19 protein-coding genes are annotated in these 16,701 nt (G+C 61.5%); 8 read left to right on the top strand and 11 right to left on the bottom strand.

Annotated elements, in window-relative coordinates; genetic code table 11:
* Window positions 1-171: 171 nt before the first annotated feature.
* Complete coding sequence (locus J3U06_RS04690) at window positions 172-759, bottom strand: hypothetical protein (protein WP_267431280.1); 588 nt, start codon at window positions 757-759, stop codon at window positions 172-174.
* A 1,561-nt stretch (window positions 760-2,320) separates the two neighbouring features.
* Between J3U06_RS04690 and J3U06_RS04685 the strand changes: the two genes are divergently transcribed.
* The 7 genes from J3U06_RS04685 to J3U06_RS04655 all read left to right on the top strand — a co-directional run bounded on the left by J3U06_RS04685 (window position 2,321) and on the right by J3U06_RS04655 (window position 9,192).
* On the top strand, window positions 2,321-3,331 hold the full coding sequence (locus J3U06_RS04685) for a hypothetical protein (RefSeq protein WP_267444474.1): 1,011 nt from the start codon (window positions 2,321-2,323) through the stop codon (window positions 3,329-3,331).
* Window positions 3,332-3,522: 191 nt separating this feature from the next.
* Window positions 3,523-4,569, top strand: a complete 1,047-nt coding sequence (locus J3U06_RS04680; RefSeq protein WP_267444473.1) for a hypothetical protein — start codon at window positions 3,523-3,525, stop codon at window positions 4,567-4,569.
* A gap of 532 nt (window positions 4,570-5,101) precedes the next feature.
* Window positions 5,102-5,689, top strand: coding sequence for a ParA family protein (locus tag J3U06_RS04675; RefSeq protein WP_267431363.1), 588 nt, complete (start codon window positions 5,102-5,104; stop codon window positions 5,687-5,689).
* A 10-nt stretch (window positions 5,690-5,699) separates the two neighbouring features.
* Window positions 5,700-5,909 carry a hypothetical protein gene (locus J3U06_RS04670; protein ID WP_220236998.1) on the top strand — a complete coding sequence of 70 codons (210 nt, stop codon included), beginning with the start codon at window positions 5,700-5,702 and terminating at the stop codon, window positions 5,907-5,909.
* Between the two features lie 154 nt (window positions 5,910-6,063).
* On the top strand, window positions 6,064-6,261 hold the full coding sequence (locus tag J3U06_RS04665) for a hypothetical protein (RefSeq protein ID WP_267444472.1): 198 nt from the start codon (window positions 6,064-6,066) through the stop codon (window positions 6,259-6,261).
* Window positions 6,262-7,245: 984 nt separating this feature from the next.
* Window positions 7,246-7,845: a helix-turn-helix domain-containing protein gene (locus J3U06_RS04660; protein ID WP_267431274.1), complete on the top strand. Its 600-nt coding sequence runs from the start codon at window positions 7,246-7,248 to the stop codon at window positions 7,843-7,845.
* An 882-nt stretch (window positions 7,846-8,727) separates the two neighbouring features.
* A complete protein-coding gene (locus tag J3U06_RS04655; RefSeq protein WP_267444471.1) occupies window positions 8,728-9,192 on the top strand; it encodes a helix-turn-helix domain-containing protein in 465 nt (154 codons plus the stop codon).
* A 170-nt stretch (window positions 9,193-9,362) separates the two neighbouring features.
* On the opposite strand, the gene J3U06_RS04650 is transcribed toward J3U06_RS04655, so the two are convergent.
* The 7 genes from J3U06_RS04650 to J3U06_RS04620 all read right to left on the bottom strand — a co-directional run bounded on the left by J3U06_RS04650 (window position 9,363) and on the right by J3U06_RS04620 (window position 12,920).
* Window positions 9,363-10,061, bottom strand: coding sequence for a hypothetical protein (locus J3U06_RS04650; RefSeq protein ID WP_267444470.1), 699 nt, complete (start codon window positions 10,059-10,061; stop codon window positions 9,363-9,365).
* Window positions 10,058-10,420, bottom strand: a complete 363-nt coding sequence (locus tag J3U06_RS04645) for a hypothetical protein (protein ID WP_267444469.1) — start codon at window positions 10,418-10,420, stop codon at window positions 10,058-10,060. Before J3U06_RS04645 ends, J3U06_RS04650 begins: the two co-directional genes overlap by 4 nt.
* A gap of 9 nt (window positions 10,421-10,429) precedes the next feature.
* Window positions 10,430-10,837, bottom strand: a complete 408-nt coding sequence (locus tag J3U06_RS04640; RefSeq protein ID WP_267444468.1) for a hypothetical protein — start codon at window positions 10,835-10,837, stop codon at window positions 10,430-10,432.
* Between the two features lie 12 nt (window positions 10,838-10,849).
* A complete protein-coding gene (locus J3U06_RS04635; protein ID WP_267444467.1) occupies window positions 10,850-11,158 on the bottom strand; it encodes a hypothetical protein in 309 nt (102 codons plus the stop codon).
* A 278-nt stretch (window positions 11,159-11,436) separates the two neighbouring features.
* The gene (locus J3U06_RS04630) at window positions 11,437-11,982 is read right to left on the bottom strand and encodes a helix-turn-helix domain-containing protein (RefSeq protein WP_267444466.1); all 546 of its coding nucleotides are present in this window, start codon (window positions 11,980-11,982) and stop codon (window positions 11,437-11,439) included.
* 49 nt (window positions 11,983-12,031) lie between these two features.
* The gene (locus J3U06_RS04625) at window positions 12,032-12,373 is read right to left on the bottom strand and encodes a hypothetical protein (protein WP_267444465.1); all 342 of its coding nucleotides are present in this window, start codon (window positions 12,371-12,373) and stop codon (window positions 12,032-12,034) included.
* A gap of 379 nt (window positions 12,374-12,752) precedes the next feature.
* Window positions 12,753-12,920: a hypothetical protein gene (locus tag J3U06_RS04620; protein WP_220236990.1), complete on the bottom strand. Its 168-nt coding sequence runs from the start codon at window positions 12,918-12,920 to the stop codon at window positions 12,753-12,755.
* A gap of 339 nt (window positions 12,921-13,259) precedes the next feature.
* Between J3U06_RS04620 and J3U06_RS04615 the strand changes: the two genes are divergently transcribed.
* A complete protein-coding gene (locus tag J3U06_RS04615) occupies window positions 13,260-13,523 on the top strand; it encodes a hypothetical protein (protein ID WP_267444464.1) in 264 nt (87 codons plus the stop codon).
* Window positions 13,524-13,727: 204 nt separating this feature from the next.
* Here the strand turns inward: J3U06_RS04615 and J3U06_RS04610 are convergent, their stop codons facing one another.
* Genes J3U06_RS04610 through J3U06_RS04600 form a run of 3 tightly spaced genes read right to left on the bottom strand, consistent with a single transcriptional unit; the run spans window position 13,728 to window position 16,635 of the window.
* The gene (locus tag J3U06_RS04610; protein ID WP_267400771.1) at window positions 13,728-14,453 is read right to left on the bottom strand and encodes an ABC transporter ATP-binding protein; all 726 of its coding nucleotides are present in this window, start codon (window positions 14,451-14,453) and stop codon (window positions 13,728-13,730) included.
* Window positions 14,454-14,456: 3 nt separating this feature from the next.
* Window positions 14,457-15,848, bottom strand: a complete 1,392-nt coding sequence (locus J3U06_RS04605; RefSeq protein ID WP_267444463.1) for an FtsX-like permease family protein — start codon at window positions 15,846-15,848, stop codon at window positions 14,457-14,459.
* Window positions 15,849-15,864: 16 nt separating this feature from the next.
* Window positions 15,865-16,635, bottom strand: a complete 771-nt coding sequence (locus J3U06_RS04600) for a hypothetical protein (protein ID WP_267444462.1) — start codon at window positions 16,633-16,635, stop codon at window positions 15,865-15,867.
* Window positions 16,636-16,701 lie beyond the last annotated feature (66 nt).

The raw sequence follows: 16,701 nt of genomic DNA, 5'->3' as shown, positions 1-16,701 counted from the left end.
TCACCAGGAGAGACAAGGGCCTGGGCCGGTCGACTCCGACCTGTTACTCCGGGCATGGCGCAGGTCGGCGACCAGTCACCGTTCGCTGGCGGCGGCACCATTCTCGTATCATGGTTAGGATACAGACAGAACAAGAATCGACCTATATAGAGTAGATGTAGACAAGCGTTTTCAGGGGCGCTGTTTGCCCCTGAACTTACGCAGCAGTCCGATGATCGACCTGAACCAAGTTGACAGGGTGTGGGGCGGAAGCTCTACCGGCGCAGCGAGCCCCTGCATTTCGCGCCTGGCTCTACCGCACTCATGCGGGGTCGGCTGTTGTTCTAGGCTTTGCTTCCACCTGTCCATGTACCGTTCGAACCGATCCATCTCGATCGGCCCGGCTGGGCCGCTCAGGTCGTCGCTGTGCGCCCAGGCGACATTCATGCCCACAGCCCTCTGTATCTCGCCAATGGCCAGGTCGGCGGCCGTATTAAGGTCCAGGTGGTAGCGTTCTGAGGTCTCTGGGGTCGTGCAGTAGCCAACGATATTGCCGGAGTGGTCTCTGACCGGGTCGGCTTCACCCACTATGCTTCCGTCCTGGGCCACGGCTGCCCAGTGCGAGCCGTCTGCGTGGCCCTTGGCCCAGTAGGCCAGCGTTAACATCTCCGTATTCTTATCGGCATGGTGGTCTTCAAGCCAGCATGCCGCCTTAACTATGTAGGGGTCGTATCTCTGATCCTGCGCAGCATCGGGTTCCTGAGCGGCGGCGTTTGCCATGATGATCTCCTTATCGGATCGTGCCCCCTCCCTAAGCTGCAGCTTAGGGAGGGGGTTTGCTAGTAGCAACAGAACTTAGCCTGCAGTCTTGCCCATAGTATGATGCCATTCTGCCACGCCTGTGAAGATCACTTGCCATCAGCATGAACTGCCGCATTGGGTTAATCCATATCTGGCAATTCAGATGATGCATCCCAAACTCACTGGACGGTACCTTATCCGAGCATGCATCCTGCCACGCCTGCTGAGCCTGGCTCCGGCAGGCATCAACTGCGCACAAGAGCTGTTCAGTCAAGTCCCATACGCATATTGGCAAGCATTTTCAAGGACGCGGATTGCCTCTTGAAAGTGTACTGCAGCATACGTTCGTACGCGGCCGGGCGGCCCGGGTACAGGTCGCCACCTAGCTTCACGCAGCTTGGAGCCGTTCGAACTTCAACATGTCCAATCCGGATTGTCCCGTTCTTTCTTGAGGTGTTCTATTTGGCCGGTCAGCGACGCCTTCGATACGGGCAGGTGGGCGTATAAGAGATTTCCGACCAACTGGATCCGGTGTTTTGGCACGATATGCCGACAATGTTTAACGGCGACCTTATGGAAGGTATGGTCCAGCCCGTCTAAGACCTTCCCCAGGGCGCTGCTTCGATCAAGGCGCACGCATGACACACGGCAAATGGAAGGTGAAGTCGTCGACCCCGATTCGGAGCACTCTGGTGGCTCAGGCATAAGGAAATAGCGAGGTTCCGTGGATCCGCCCGGATTCCGTGGACTTTAAAACGCGCCAGTGCTGTTTATGGTCCTCATCACCAGATCGTTTATCAACGCTGCCGAAGTGGAGCCCAGTTGGTTGGCTGCATGGACAAGACAAGGAACAGCACATTCCGACTTGCCCTTCACCGCCAGCGAAAACATCAAAGACCGCAGTACGAGATAATTCGCCAGATCCGCACGCTGAGCAGAACGACGCTTCCGACCCGGCTTGCACCAACCCCCCCCCCGGATCAATTCCTCCGCTGCTCTCACGTCGTTGTATTGGATATTCCGTCAGTTCTCGCCTGACTAATGGGAGAATAATGCGTCCTTCGTCGAATCGCTGTTATATCGACCATGATTCGACAAACGAATAGATCTCGTTCTGCCGCCACTATATTGAAGTGCTGGCTTGCTGATCAGCATAAACCTTCTCTACAACCGTCGACAGGTTCAGGTAGAGGAAAATGGACGCAGGCTGGGGATCGACGGGGATATGCGTAGACTGGAAAACGTTGGAGGGATACTATCAGTTCCCTCAGGTCAAGGAGGAACATATAGAGACCATGCGGGTCGGAAAACCAGGGAGCTCGGGTTTACGGTGCGGAATGTCAAGTCCGGGCATGAAAGGCACGGGTACACGTATCAGTCGACCGAGAAGCTGCACAGGACAATGAAGCTATCCCACCTTCTTGGCCTGCTGATCCAGAAACGCAGTATAAGCGACGAGCAATAATCCACAGCTTTGCTCCTTCCCGCCTTATGGGCCAAGTGTGTGACATTCCAAATGAGCTACGAAAGAAAGGGACTTATGAGCAAGACTAACCAGGATCAGGAATCCGGTGTCGAGGAAGTGAATGACCCTGCGATGTTCGAGTCCCAGAATCCGCCAGACAGGGAACAAAAGCTCCGCCCGAAGTGGCTGGCGCCTGTGGTGTCAGCCGGCGTGGTGGCCGTGCTGGTCGCGGCCGGTTTGGTCGGTTGGAAGGTGTACGAGTCCCATCAGCATGAATCCGCCTTGGCGGACTGCGCGCAATCAGTCGAGGCCATGCAGTCCAGCGTCAAGTCGGCCCAGGCCACCTTGAACAGGTATCGTAAAACGGCCGGTATCCGGAAGGACCAGGTGAAGGACCCGAAAACGGTGGACGACATGCAACAGTCCCTCAGCAGCGCAGGGGATATCGAACCGCAAGCCGTCCTATGCGAGGCGTCCATGTCCGCAGGCGACCTGCAGGCCATGGCCGGCAAGGCGAAGAAGATGGACGATGTTTATCGGAGCCTGGACAAGGCGTCGAAGGCGGTGCTGGCCTCCCGTGACGCGAAAAGCCTTGAGGACGCCAGGAAGGCCTTGAACGCGAAGAAGGACGAGGCATCAAAACTCCTGGGCGATTCCGACGGGAAGGTGGCGGACAACGCCGTCCGCGACAGCCTGCAGCAGGCCATCAGCCAGGCCGGCAGCATCAAAGACAACAAGGCGAAAGCCTACCAGGACGCGGCCGGCGCCCTCCAGTCGGCCATGGACCAGGTGAACACGTCCATCCAACAGAAAAGCCAAGCCGACCAGGCCGCCCAACAGCAGGCGCAAGCCGCCTCCCAGGCCGCCCAACGTTCGGCCCCCGCCAACAGCCGAGGACGGCAAGGCTACACGCCCTCCCGCCAGCCCTCATACAACCACGGCAGCGGCCCCGCGCCAGCAGCCCCCGCACCCGCAGCACCAGCAGCGCCGCAAGAAGGCGGCGGATTTAATTGGAATGACTGGATTCACCGACCTGATAACACAGATCATGGGTGTAATCCGGATGGTTCGTGTGGTATTGGCTGATTGATTGAAATTTGCCGGAGGGACTGGTTGCTTGGGAGGTCTCCTATCCCGCTGGCGTTACTTGTGGACCATCGTTGAGGTCGTCACCTTCATAGTAGCGGAAGGGAATCATCAACGGTCCACGACTGTCCCCCTACTTTGGGAAAGAAGCATGCAATACTCGAAAATAGGCAACAGAAGAAAGAGGGATCATGGACGAGGAGCGCACACCCGATGACGGGAAGACCGGGAGCCTGGCTGATGCTGATGGATCCGGCGGCCAGCCTCCGCAGGAGAACGATCCGCAGCCGGGTGGCGATGGCCTGCCTCCGGCCATAGATCCTGGAGGCGGTTCAGGCCCGGCAGGGAAGCCGCGTCCGAAGTGGCTGGCGCCTGTGGTGGTGGCCGTGCTGGCCGCGGCCGGTTTGGCCGGTTGGAAGGTGTACGAGTCCCATCAGCACAAGTCCGCGATGACGGACTGCACGCAGTCGGTCAAGGCCATGCAGTCCAGCGTCAAGTCGGCCCAGGCCACCTTGAACAGGTATCGCAGGGCGGCCGGCATCCAGGCCGGCCAGGTCAAGGACGCGAAGACCGTGGACGCCATGCACAGGACCATCAAGACCGCCGGCGACATCAAGCCGCAGGTCGTCGTATGCGAGGCATCCATGTCCACGTCGGATCTGCACGCCGCCGCCGACAAGGCCGGACGGGCCAGCAACCGCTTGAGGGGCATCGACCGCGACTATGCGAAGGCCGGCAAGGCGGTGCTGGCCTCCCGGGATGCGAAAAGCCTGGATGATGCGAAGACGGCCTTGAACGCGAAGAAGGACGAGGCATCAAAACTCCTGGGCGATTCCGACGGGAAGGTGGCGGACAATGCCGTCCGCGACAGCCTGCAGCAGGCCATCAGCCAGGCCGGCAGCATCAAAGGCGACAAGGCGGAAGCCTACCAGGACGCGGCGGATGCCTTGCAGTCGGCCATGGACCAGGTGAACACGTCCATCCAACAGAAAAGCCAGGCCGGCCAGGCCGCCCCGCCAGCCCAGGCGGCGGCTTCAGCCGCCCGGCAGCCAGCCCGGCGTTTGACGCCCGCCCAGCAGCGTCCGGCCCCTCTACTAGTCGGGGGCGGCAAGGCTACATGCCCTCACGCCGGCCCTCATACAACCATGGCGGCAGCTCCGCGCCAGCCCCCGCAGCACCAGCAGCACCGCGCCAGCCCCCGCAGCACCAGCAGCACCGCAAGGCGGAGGGGTCAGTGATGATGTGAATAACTGGATGCATCACATGGGCAAGCCTGTATGCCAGAAGGGTCAGGCTTGTGGCATTGGCTGATTGACTGAGGCTTTGCCGGCGGAACCGGATACATGGAGAAGGCCTCCCATCCCGCCGACGTTACTTGAGGCCAACCATAACAGCCGTCCCCTTCACATATCCGAAGAAACATAAATGAAGCTGCCAGTGAGAGAAGCAAAGGCCTGGGCGGCCCGGCTCCAGCGTCTGGCTCCGGGCACGGGCCGGACGGACTGATGCCGTTGATCGCCGGCCCTCACACTGTGAAGGGTGGCGTCATCCTGTACCCATCAGGATCCGCAAGGCGTCCCTCCCTGGTATGCCGACCCATGATGCGGCGGCCCGTCGGCATTAAAAGGCCACATGTGCTTAATCATATGTCTATACTGTCATATGAACGTATGAATACGGAGGCATGTGAGCATATGGACGCTGGAACATGCAGGCATGCGCGCATGCGCACGACCGCAACCGATCGGAGGCTGACATAAAGGTCATCACATTCGCGAACGTGAAGGGGGCGTCGGCAAGACCACGGCCACCATCATGACTGCCCTGGCGCTGAGCAGGCGAGGCTACCGGGTCATCGTCAAGGACCTGGACCCCTGGGGCAGCGCCTACGACTGGAACAGCCGCGCCGAGGAAGCCGGCACCCCTCTCCCCTTCCCGGTCAGGACCGCCATCGCCAGGAACATCACCGACCCGGAGGACGCACGCGACTGCGACTTCCTCCTTGTCGACACGCCCCAGGACATCCGCAACGCCATGAGCGAGGCCATCGACCGGGTCTCCGACATCATCATGATCGTCGCCAAGCCCGGATCCCTGGACACCGAACGCACCCTGGCTGCCGTCGACTCCTTCGCCTCCCCCAGGGCCATCCTGCTCAACTTCGCCAACCCCCGGCAGAAGACCACCCGCCAGGCCATCGACCTGATCGGACGCAAACACCTGGCCCGATTCGACACCCTCATCCCCCAACGCGAATCGGTCCACAACGCCAGCAACGGAGGCAACCAAGTGCCCACGGACTCCGGATTCATCGAATTCACCTCAGAGCTGCTCGAACTACCCAACATCAAGGAATAAGGAGCCCCCCATGCAGAAACTCATGACAGGCGGCAAGAAGAAGAACATCAACGAAGCACTCATGGACGGCGAAACCCGCAAGGAGCCCAAGGTGCAGACCACCATCATGATGCGCAGAGGCATGATCCGCCGCCTGAAGACCGCGGCCGTCGAACGCGACTCCACCATGAGCGACCTCGTGGCCGACGCCCTCGAAAAGTACCTGGACGAGGGACAATGACCGACCCCACGGACCCGCCTGCACCCGTCGACCCCGGCACACGCCCCGCCCCCCAGACGGGCGGCAGAACGCTGCCGGAGGTGGCCAGGGACTGGATGAGCACCCATCCCACGATCAGCCGCCTCACCCTGGGCCCGAGGACGCCGACAGACTCATGGAGATCTACGCGGACTTTCTCTCACGCAACGACAGGCCGCCCCTGCCCAGCGGCACCAGCCCGGGCAGGGTCGCTGGCATCATCACGCGCTCGCCCCGTTCGCGGACCGGCCATATGCTCTTCACTGTCACCCCACCGGACGCAGACCACCCCTCCCCCATCATCAGGCTCCGCGACCGCCCGCATCGGGACTGACCAGCCCTCCCCGGCCCCGGCCGAACCTCCGGCGGGGCCGGTGCGCCGTCACCGCTGCTGCATGGCCGATACCGACGTCGGCTGGCGCAGGCAAGGCATACGTATGGTCATATGGTCATGTTTTCATCTCAGCCATCAGTCATATCTTCAGATGAACATATGGACATATGATGATATCAGCATATTCCCATCTGTCCATGGGTTGGTCATGGAGCGGCCGGGGCTCGCTCGGACATCCCCGTGCCGCCTCCTGCGGCGCTCGCCATTTAGTCGGCGGGGCCGCTGTCATCTCATTCCCCCGCCTCCTGGGGACGGCCCCCGTGGCCGACCACTCCCCCTCCGGCAGCCCGAGCCAATCGACCCGGACTGCCCTTCTGCTGTCAATGATGCTTCTTGGAGCATTGAAATCACGGGCAACCTCCCCAATGGGGGTGTGCGCTAGTGCCATTGACGAGGGGAGGGCTATGGAACTGATACGACGCCACCTGCGACCGGCTGGGGGGGGGGGGGGGGGACCTGACGGACCCGGAGACCGGCAGGACGATCGGATGCCGTGACTTCCAGTACGCCTACGGATGCGCCCCGGCCACGGGGGAGGCAGGGCTGACGGGCATCGCCGCTCGGGCCGTGCTCCTCGACGGATGCGGAAGGCCGGTGCGGAAAGGGCCCTTGCATCTCCTCAGGGACTGGTGCGCCCGGACCCTGAACGTCCGAAGACGGGGGGGATCCTGCGGGGCGCCAACAGTCTCCGCCCGCGCACGGCCGCGGCGGCGGGGGTGCATGGCATCACCCGGCCGCCTGAAGTGGGCGGGGGACTGATCCTCGGCAGCCGGGGAAAATGCTACAATGATACCACTCACACATAATGGGAGGCGTCGAGCAAATGCGCGACGCCGGCCGATCCAAAGCCGCCTGCAGGGGGGCCCGGCCGGACGTCCGGGGAAGGCCGGGTGCGCCACGGAAAGGACCATCGACGGAGGCGACATGAGCGAACACACCGACTACGGGACCCGTCTGAAGAGGCTGCGCCGCGAGCGCGGGCTCACGGCGGCGAAGCTTGCCGCGGCTGTGAATGATCTGGCGGGCGGCGTGGTCACCAGCAGGGATGCGGTGACCCGTGCGGAGAACCATATTCGTCGTCGTGTGCCGTTGGCTGAGGCGGTTCTGGCTGCCCGTGTGCTGCGGGTGGGGTCCGAGCGGCTGTTGTTCGTGGGGGATGATCCCCGGGCGGAGTCGCCGTTCTTCGAGTATCGGGGGATGTCGAACCGGCGGGCTCGTGCTGCGTGGCGGGGCGGGGACGCTGGCCGGCCGGTCCGGGTGGGGGGCAGGATGCGGTCGGCGCATGCCAATCATGATGTGGTGCGGGTTGATCCGGACAATCATGAGATTCTGGCGAGGTACAGGAGCGTGGAGGATGCGGTGCGCTGGCTGAGGGGGCATGGCGCTCCCAGAGCGGCGCATGCCAATGTCAGTGATGCGTGTCGGGGGAAGCGCAGGTCGGCCTACGGGTATGCGTGGAAGTATTGGGCGGAGCGGACCCGGCGGGTGGATGTCGGTGGCGGGGGCGGCGTGCAGCCGGGCTGATGGGGCGTGTTTGCGGCGCCCGTTGGTCGTGGCCGGTGCGCAACGGGGCGTCTTGGCGCATGGGGGTCGAATTCGGGGGAGTTGGGGGAGCGGGGCCGTGCTTGGTTCGAGAGGCTGGGCAGGATGGCCGGGTCTGGCGGGATCCGGCGGGTGGGCTCCGCGCCGGACGGTGGCGGCCTGGGGGGGGGGGGGGTCCGTGCACCCGGGGATCCGGACGAAGGCGCCGGGGCCCAGGCCGGGAAGGGGCGTCCCCGCACGGGTCAGCGTCCGGACCGGCCGGAGCCCAGGTCGTGGAGCCCACGCCCCCGGTCGAAGGGGGGGGGGGGGGCGGCGAGGCGGGCGAGCCCCTCCCTGGCGAAGGGGTGAAGCTGCTTGCGGCGGGCAGGGCGACGGACCGGGCGCGGTCGAGGATAAGGCGGCGCCGGGCGCGCTCGGGGCAGGCCCGTTCCAGGAGGACGGCGCGCTTCTCGGGGGCGGTGAGGCTGCCGGCGGATGAGCCTGGCCCTCTCCATGCGCTCCACGGTGTGTCCGCCCGCGCTGCACAGGACCCGATCCCCGCCGGCGAGCTCGCGAAGATCCGGAATTGGGCTTCGGCCAATGCGGCCATCAGCGCTCCTTTTTTGTGTGGGTAGTATCATTGTGGAATGGGCTTGCATGATCATCTGCTCATCTTCTCATATGATCATATGTGTATCTGTACAAGGTTTCATATGCATATGAGCATGAGCACAGGGCCGTGCATGTGTGTGTGCCGGCATCCGTGCGGGCCCCGATCCGTACGACCAGGACCGCGTCCAGGCGGTCCGATCCCCCCGGCCAGGCGGTCCGGGTCCGGCCATCCACGGTCCCCTCCCCCAGCTCCACCGCGCCACCCCATGGAGAGTGCTACATTGCAGACTGAAGGGAGGATGCGCACATGCCCACCTACACTCCCAGGACATCAGAAGCATCCGGAAACGACTCCGCCTCACCCAACAAGAGTTCGGCCAGCTGCTCGGATGCAGCGCCAAGACCGTCTCATCCTGGGAATCCGGCTACCGCAACCCCAGCGGCACCGCCCGAACCGCCATCACCCAACTCGCCGCACGCAACCAGGCACCCAAAAGACGCCACCGCCCAGGAACCACCTACACCAGCATCCACCAATGGGCCAACGGCAGGCTCGTCGCCCGATACTCCAACAGCACCGAAGCCGCACAAGCCATCGCCCCCACACGCCCAGGAACCAGCACCACCACCATCAAACACGGCATCCTCACCACACTCAGAGGCCAACAACACACCGCCTACGAATACCAATGGACCACCAACAACCAACTACCACGACATCGCGGAAACAACCAATGAAACCCACCTACACCGACATCCACCAATGGACCAACATCAGAGGAAGACCTTAATCGCCAGAGCTGCAGTGAAGCACCTTGGCTGGGGACAGCAGCAAATGAGGAAATCCCCCTATGAACTCTCCTTATATCAGGGAACCTTTAACTGAGCACACATAAAAAGTGTGGCAGCTACACGGACGGCCTTTCGCGCGGGATTAGGCGCTCGTTCACCAGCTGCATCAGATAGTTGACGACCACGATCGTGATGGCGAGCGAATAGACGAGCGTGCCTGACTGGTCCGCCAGGTCCGGCATGACCCAATAGGCGACGATGAAGACGATGCCGATGATGGGGTAGATGACGGTCCGAAGCCACCAACGGTTCTGCCGGGCATCAAACCGATCGCGGATGACGTCACAACAAAACACGGCCATGGCGAGCGCCTCGACTATGCCGAGGAGTGTGAGGCATGTGAGGGCTGTCGATGGTGTGGGATCCGGGTGGCCCAGTCGTGTCGTCAGGGCGAAGATGAGTGTTTCGATGTAGATGATGTGGATGGCGGATACCATGGTGGTTTTTGTGTCGGTCTGTGGTATGCCCACCAGGAGCGTGCCGAGCTCGAAGAGTCCAATCAGGATCAGCAGGACCGGGGCCACGGCGAGGGTCTGGCGTGGATGCATGGTCAGGGCCATGCGGACGAACGTAGCCACGGCGAGGATGAAGCAGATGGTGAGTGCGCACAGAAGCAGGTCGGCGAGGACGGTGAGGTATTTGTCAGCGCCGTGTTTGCCTTTGGGTGTCAGGGCGCTTCGGGTCTGGTCCCACCATGTTAGTTCCCTGACGGTCGCGGTCTGGTCCGTTTCGGGTTTCCCTGTCTTTTCAGTCATGCGACGATTTTCTTGTGCTGGTGCTGGGCGGCGTCACGGCTTATCAGCAGTCTGACGTACTCGCTGGCGTTCTTCAGACCTTCCCTGCGCACGGCAGCTCCCACGTATTCGTCCATGGCCCGGGGCAGCCGGATGGAGCGTTGACGGGTTGCGGCCCGTCCTTCCTGCCTTTGGTCCATGGACGGGCGGCCTTGGATGGTGGCGACCATGCTGTCCCAGTCCGTGTCCGGGTCGGCCAGCATGCGGCCCAGCCTGTGCGCGTCCTCCCCCGTCCAGGCTGCGAGCGGCGGGCTTTGGAAGTCCCGCTCGGGGTGGGCCATGTAGTCCTTGTATTGTTCGTATTCCCTGTTCTTGGTCATGTGTTTCTCCTATCCGTTCAGGCGGCCCCAGCGTCTCATTTTGGCCGGGGCCTGCGGGTCGTGGTCGAGCCAGTAGCGCTGCCAGATGTCGGTGAGCCGGTACAGGTGGAAGACCTCGGGATGGCCGTATTCGTCCGGCCCCAGCAGGACCTCCGCCAGAGGGTGGTACAGGGCGTCGGGCGGCAGGTGGCAGACCAGGAACAGGACCGGGCGCCGGTGGCGCATGGGCGGCACGGCTGTGTCGCGCGGGTCGGGGATGGCCGACCATAGGATGCTCTGGTCGTCGTCCGCGTCCGTCACCATTCTCCGGGCCTTGTCCTCGTCCAGGTCAAGTTCCTTGAAATGGCGCCGACCCGTGGCGCTGAACGCCGGTCCCTTGTCTTTCCTGCTCATATCCATAGTATGCCACTTTTGCATTACACTTTTGCATTACACTTTTAGCCAGGCTGCCCGGCCCTCCACGTCGACAGCCAGACGTGCCCCTATCCACGTGGGGGTCCAGCGGACGATGGGCCATCGGGACGACGTCCCCTCGATCTTCGGCTCCGTCGTCAGGGGGTGGCCGAACCCCTCGATAGGGTCCGCCTGGGAGATGCCGAAGACGCTCGGCAACGGACAGCAGGCCATCTCCCGCCATTTGCGGCAGCCGGCGACCCGCGTCGCCTGGGGCGCCTGGGCGAGCATCAGCAGGACGTTGGGGGCCGAATACGGCCGGAACCCGGCCAGGCGGTCCAGCATCCTGTCCCATTGCCCGCTCTCTGCGAGCGAGGCTATTCCTTGGTTGGGGGTGGTGCGGGTTTGTTTGGTTTTGCTGGTTGTGTCGGTGTTGTTCTGGTGGATCGTGCTGCTCCTTTTTGTGTGGGTGGTATCTATTGTGGCTTGGGTGGTCTTTTTTCTTGTGGCGGGTCCGGTCCCGTTTTGGGGGCGGTGGTTTTCAGTTGTGGCGCGGGGTGGCCGCGTCTGTGGGGCTTTCGGGTGGGTCGTCAGGGGCTGCTGTGCCGATCGGCGGCGGTTTTTCAGGCATGTGCTGTTGTCGGGTCTGGGCTTTCGGGGTGGTGGGTTCGTTGATGGTGGGTTTTGTCGTGGCGGTGTGGGGGTCTGCGGATGAAGCCGGACATGTCCAGGCCGAGGCGGGTGGTGTCTTCGGGCATGGGGATGTAGTCAATGCTTGGGGGGCTTCCGGCGTGGATCAGGGCGGTCATTGCGGATCTGATGCGGGCGTTGACGATCTGGACCTGCGCGTCCTTGCGGATGGCGCGCACTATGAGCAGTTCGACGGGTCCGTATGCGGCTTCGGCGAGCGCGAGGCTGGTGAAGCTGTCGATCTGGGTCATGAGGCTGGTTATCAGGTTCCAGGCTTTGGCGGAGGGCATGGCTGGTATGTGGGGTGATTCCCAGCTTTTGACGGTTTTGGGGTTGATGTGCAGGAGGGTGGCGAGCATGGCCTGGGAGATGCCGACGGTTTCGCGTGCTGCTGCGAATGCCGCCTTGCTGTGTGGCAGCAGGCCCTCTGCTTCCATGGTGTCCTTCCCGGCCCCGCTGGGTTGCGGGGTGTTTGTCATTCCTCTTTTTCCAGGATACCCTGACGGGCGGGGCCGGGAGGCTGTTCGGCTATACCCGCTGCTGGCGTGTGCCGTCGGGTTTGACGATGTGGTTGTACAGGATCCTGTAGGAGGTGTCGCGGTAGCGCACCTTGGGGCTCATCTTCAGGTAGTCGAGGATGCGCGGGTCGACCTCCGTGTCGCGGAGGATCCGGTAGCCGTAGTTGAGGCCGTCGGCGAGGATGGCCATGAGTTGGAAATGCATGATCTCGATGGAGAAGTTCTCTGCGGCGTCCCGCATGGATTCACGGCTCGCGTCGTCGCCGTGGATCATGATGTGCGATACCTCGTCGACCCACAGGTACTCGTATTTGCCGGTGTCAGGATTCGTGCAGTGGTAGCGGAAGGGCATGGCCGGTACCTCCTTCCCGTCCTGCGTTGGCGGTCGGGGCGGGTCTGCGCCGTGCTCTTTCCGGGATGTCTGGTCTGATGGCCATGGTGCACTCCTTCGGTTTCGTGTGAGAGAGGGCGGACGCCCCCCTTCTCCTAGCGTGGGTCCGGAGGGGAATGGCCATCGCCCGGGGATGCGTGGCGCAGCACTGCCTGGGGGGAGCTGCGGCGGGGACGCCCGGCCCGGGAAGGGGTGACGGCGCAGGTCGCGGAGAAATCATGGACGCTCCTGTATGGGGGACGGTCACACTATTCACCCCCAATGGGGAGGTTAGGCGGCATATCAACCCACAGGCATAAAAAAACCGCCCCGAAGAGCGGCCGGAGACAGGCGGGACAGGTCAGCCGTTGAGGCTCTCGGGCTCGTCGGCCAGGACGGCGTCCACCCGCCCCTGCAACTCCTCGACGCTCAGGCCCGACGCCCGTTGCGCCACCAGCCTCCACGCCGCCAGCTCCATGCGGGCCCTGCCGTCACCGTCCCGCCGATCCACGTCATCACGCTCAGCCATGCCGACCCCTTCCATCCATGCCGTCACGGCCGAGTCTACCCGGACGGCCGGCACCCCGCAGGCAACGAACGACCCGGACACGACCACACGCCCCACCACAAGCCGGCACCCTCCAACCCCCTGCGCCAAAGACCCCCGCCCAGCATCCCCAACCCGCATCAACCCCGCAAGAAAACAAACACCCCCCCCCGAACAACACCCCAACCAAGACAAAGCGCTTACACCCGCCACAGCATCCAGAAACACCCCACAACAACAGCGGGACGGGAACAAACACAAACACATCCCGCACCGCATCACCCGAACCCACCCCAACCACAACACCCGGCAGGACTTGCGATGACCAGCACGAGAGCGAGGCAGGCCATCCAGCATTCGGAAAGCATGGCCCAGCCGATCTTCGACAAGAAGAAGAAACGAACGTACCGCAAATCAACAAAACCAAAAACGAAAGCGTCAACAAAAACGCATCCGACTATACGTCTTTCCACCATCGAACAAGATGCCTCGAACACCCGACGAAACGTCTTTCAAAAACAACATGCACAGAAACGATCGTCCCGGCTGTTCAGCAAATACCCCCTAGCAAAGGAGCTCAATTGAAGATCAATTTCAAAAAACGCCAGCTCGACGACGCCTGGAATCTGATGCATGATGCCGAGGCCATCGCGCCAAAGACGCGGGCGGATGCATGGGCCCGTCGATACCATAGGATGACGCTGCGGACACGGAATCGCCCGAGGCATCACAATGCATTATCCAATCCATTAAGTGTGAGTATTTTGATGCACACTCTTCACACGCCGGTCAGTCGTTCTCCTCTTGGGTGAGTTCGAAAAGTTGTTCGACGGTGGGATGAGTCAGGACATCATTGCTGATGCCGTTGGAAAGCACGACGACCCGGTCAGCGGTCACGGCGATCTCTAGGTCATGGGTGACCATGATCAGGGCGCTGCCGGGTGTGACGGTCTGCCGCATGAGATGCATGACCGATCGTGCGGTCGAAGGATCAAGCGATCCTGTTGGCTCGTCTGCGAATAGGATATCGGGACGGCGTAGCAGCGCCCTTGCGATGGCGACGCGCTGACGCTGCCCTCCCGACAGATTGTCCGTCCGTTCATGTCCCATCCCGTCTAGTCCCACCTGATGCAGGATTGCATCGACTTGCCCATTAGAGGCATGGATGCCGGCCATCTTGGCAGGAAGACGCACATTGTCAGCGACGTTGAGCGCGCTGATCAGGTTCAGATCCTGGAACACGAAGCCGACGTGATCGCGTCGTAGCCGTGCGAGCTGCGCGTTGGATTGTCCCATGACGTGCTGTCCGCATATGCTGATGGACCCGGAATCTGGCTTGAGCAGCCCACATAGGCAATAAAGCAGCGTGGACTTGCCAGAACCGGACCTGCCGACGATGGCCACGAACTCGCCGGGATCCACGCTCAGGTTGATGCCACGTAGCACTTCGACACGGTCTTTTCTCGTGTGGTAGGTCTTGCGGATTCCCGAGGCTGCAAGCAATGGTGATGTCATGATCTACCTTTCGTTGAGAACTACACGGATTATCTGTCTGTGGGTTATTCCTGCAGTGGTGACGGCAAGCATCATGGCAACGACGAGCATGCCGAAAACCACGATTCCTGCGGCATGCCAGCCTGGCAGAGTGAATGGTGCGGATGGTATCGGCCCCGAGGTGAGTGCGTGATCCATGGCCAGCTCGTTGGCCCACACGATTGTGTAGGCGACGACGAGCGAAAGGGCCAGATAGATCACGGTCTCGCACGCGGCTTTCATCCAGACCAGTCCATTCGTGCCGCCGCCGGCGATCAGGATCGCGGCATCCCTTTCTCTGCTGCGCATGGTGGCGAACACGACCGACGAGGCGGCGACGCATCCGACGACGACGGCACCGCCGAACAGCAACGCCATCTGTCCCGGGGGCGCAGACACGGTCTCGCCGGATCCAGAAAGGACTGAGCCCAGCTTGCCTATCCACGCCATCATCACACCGACCGCGCCGCCGGCCAGCCCGATGGGCATTATCAGCCCGCGGGTCAGGTCAGGGTGCGAGGATGCTTCCCTCACCGCCAGAAACCACGGAGCTCCGAGTCGATCGGAGCCCAGGCCGATGAGCGCGAGCAACCCTCGTATCAGAGGGTTGGCGCAGCATGCGACTACCAGGCACACAAGCATGCCCATACCTGCGTACACGGTCATGAAATCTCCCACGGCCCGCTTCGAGGCAAGCGGCCGCTCATGGCCTATCGCCATGTAGAGCGCTGCGGTGCCCGCGATAATGGCAGCTGACAGCACGGTTCTTGAGATGCGCCTTGGCAAAGAAAATCCGCTTCGCGATGTCTGACCGCCGCCGTGCACTGCCTCAAGGACATCGCCGCGCGCGATTCTCCTGGCCGAAAGCAGCCCGCCCAGAACGCAGATCACGCCTGTGGATCCGGTGCCGATCCACAGAGCGAGTGGAGTAAGAGGCCGAGCCAGCGCGCCGTCCGAGGGCAGCCCGCTGGAAGAAATAAGACGCGCGAACGGAAACCATGCCAGTCCCGCCACCAGCGCACCCAGCAGGGAGGACAGTAGACCCACCAGAAGCACCTCGCCAAGAAGCACCACGAACACCGTCCGGGGCAGAACGCCCGCCAACTGCCACAGCGCCACGGAACGACGCTGCAATCCTAGACATACGCGAATCACCATCATCAGCGACAACAGACCCACCAGAACACAGAATCCCAACGCCACACATCCGAACGCGACGAACGACTGCTGTGCTTCGCCAGATGTGCCAGCGCCGGCAACTACCAATCCAATGTCTAGAGTGACCACCACCGCCAGCATCGCAGAAGTAATGATCAACGCCAGCCACGACACCACGTCAATAGCCACGGAACGCACCGCAAGTTTCAACAGAAGCATACGCACTTCTCAATCCCTAGGCGAACCATCTGATCACGGCCACCGCAATCCTTGCCGTGTAGAGAAAAACAAGGATATATCCTACCACGACAATGCCTCTAATCCACAAAGGATTATCTGAAAAATGGCGCCGCTCATTCTCCCCAGTAATAGCGAGCAACGCTTTGAATCCATCAGAATTGAGCACCGGAAGGCAATTATAGGACATGGCTACCGCATACCAAGCAACAACAAACCGGGCAGATTCACCCATTAAGAAAGTTTGAACGATGCCAAAACCAGCAAGACTCACAATTGCGTTTACTGTTATTCCGACAGTGTGCAGTACATATTTGTCAGGTCTTGTCAAAAGATGCACGTCGTTCATCCTCACGTAGAAGGCAGGGAATAGATAATAGTTCATTTTGAATCCAATAGAGTCCGGCCTTCTTCCGAATGAAAGGAACACCAAATAGTGGGAAGCCTCGTGGAAAAGAGTCTGCACAGTGGAATACATCGCAAGAACGATCCAAGCAACGAAAGGGATTCTGCTAATGTCAACGGACAGCGCCCACCAGACGCCAAGGACAATCATCCCTGCAATCGCACAGCTAGAAACGATGCAATACAAGACAAAGACAACGCCGGATACTTTGGGCTTGACCGAATCGAAATCCAAGTGACTCGTCAGGTCGTCGGAATTCTCCACTTCCACGATTCTTCCGGTGGCTTTGTTCTTTATTACCAGCTTCGCGTCCTCGCGAAGAATCTCCATATCACTGTCGTTGTAGCGTGAATACGATGTCATCGTTGATCTTCACTGCTGTATTCCTGTTCGATGAGTGGAACCAGACCATTCACAATCTCAGGATTG

This window comes from Bifidobacterium sp. B4142 (genome assembly GCF_026537325.1).
In the GTDB taxonomy this organism is placed as follows: Bacteria; Actinomycetota; Actinomycetes; order Actinomycetales; family Bifidobacteriaceae; genus Bombiscardovia.
Note: the sequence above shows the minus strand (reverse complement) of the source record. Positions and strands in the feature narration are given on the sequence as shown.

What these genes read in the sequence shown, in the direction of transcription:
- J3U06_RS04660 (WP_267431274.1), top strand. Translation starts at nt 7,246, where the DNA reads ATGAGCGAACACACCGACTACGGGACCCGTCTGAAGAGGCTGCGCCGC.
- J3U06_RS04610 (WP_267400771.1), bottom strand. Translation starts at nt 14,453, where the DNA reads ATGACATCACCATTGCTTGCAGCCTCGGGAATCCGCAAGACCTACCAC.
- J3U06_RS04650 (WP_267444470.1), bottom strand. Translation starts at nt 10,061, where the DNA reads ATGACTGAAAAGACAGGGAAACCCGAAACGGACCAGACCGCGACCGTC.
- J3U06_RS04645 (WP_267444469.1), bottom strand. Translation starts at nt 10,420, where the DNA reads ATGACCAAGAACAGGGAATACGAACAATACAAGGACTACATGGCCCAC.
- J3U06_RS04630 (WP_267444466.1), bottom strand. Translation starts at nt 11,982, where the DNA reads ATGACAAACACCCCGCAACCCAGCGGGGCCGGGAAGGACACCATGGAA.
- J3U06_RS04615 (WP_267444464.1), top strand. Translation starts at nt 13,260, where the DNA reads ATGACCAGCACGAGAGCGAGGCAGGCCATCCAGCATTCGGAAAGCATG.
- J3U06_RS04635 (WP_267444467.1), bottom strand. Translation starts at nt 11,158, where the DNA reads ATGCTGGACCGCCTGGCCGGGTTCCGGCCGTATTCGGCCCCCAACGTC.
- J3U06_RS04680 (WP_267444473.1), top strand. Translation starts at nt 3,523, where the DNA reads ATGGACGAGGAGCGCACACCCGATGACGGGAAGACCGGGAGCCTGGCT.
- J3U06_RS04640 (WP_267444468.1), bottom strand. Translation starts at nt 10,837, where the DNA reads ATGCAAAAGTGGCATACTATGGATATGAGCAGGAAAGACAAGGGACCG.
- J3U06_RS04670 (WP_220236998.1), top strand. Translation starts at nt 5,700, where the DNA reads ATGCAGAAACTCATGACAGGCGGCAAGAAGAAGAACATCAACGAAGCA.
- J3U06_RS04620 (WP_220236990.1), bottom strand. Translation starts at nt 12,920, where the DNA reads ATGGCTGAGCGTGATGACGTGGATCGGCGGGACGGTGACGGCAGGGCC.
- J3U06_RS04605 (WP_267444463.1), bottom strand. Translation starts at nt 15,848, where the DNA reads ATGCTTCTGTTGAAACTTGCGGTGCGTTCCGTGGCTATTGACGTGGTG.
- J3U06_RS04690 (WP_267431280.1), bottom strand. Translation starts at nt 759, where the DNA reads ATGGCAAACGCCGCCGCTCAGGAACCCGATGCTGCGCAGGATCAGAGA.
- J3U06_RS04625 (WP_267444465.1), bottom strand. Translation starts at nt 12,373, where the DNA reads ATGCCCTTCCGCTACCACTGCACGAATCCTGACACCGGCAAATACGAG.
- J3U06_RS04665 (WP_267444472.1), top strand. Translation starts at nt 6,064, where the DNA reads ATGGAGATCTACGCGGACTTTCTCTCACGCAACGACAGGCCGCCCCTG.
- J3U06_RS04600 (WP_267444462.1), bottom strand. Translation starts at nt 16,635, where the DNA reads ATGACATCGTATTCACGCTACAACGACAGTGATATGGAGATTCTTCGC.
- J3U06_RS04685 (WP_267444474.1), top strand. Translation starts at nt 2,321, where the DNA reads ATGAGCAAGACTAACCAGGATCAGGAATCCGGTGTCGAGGAAGTGAAT.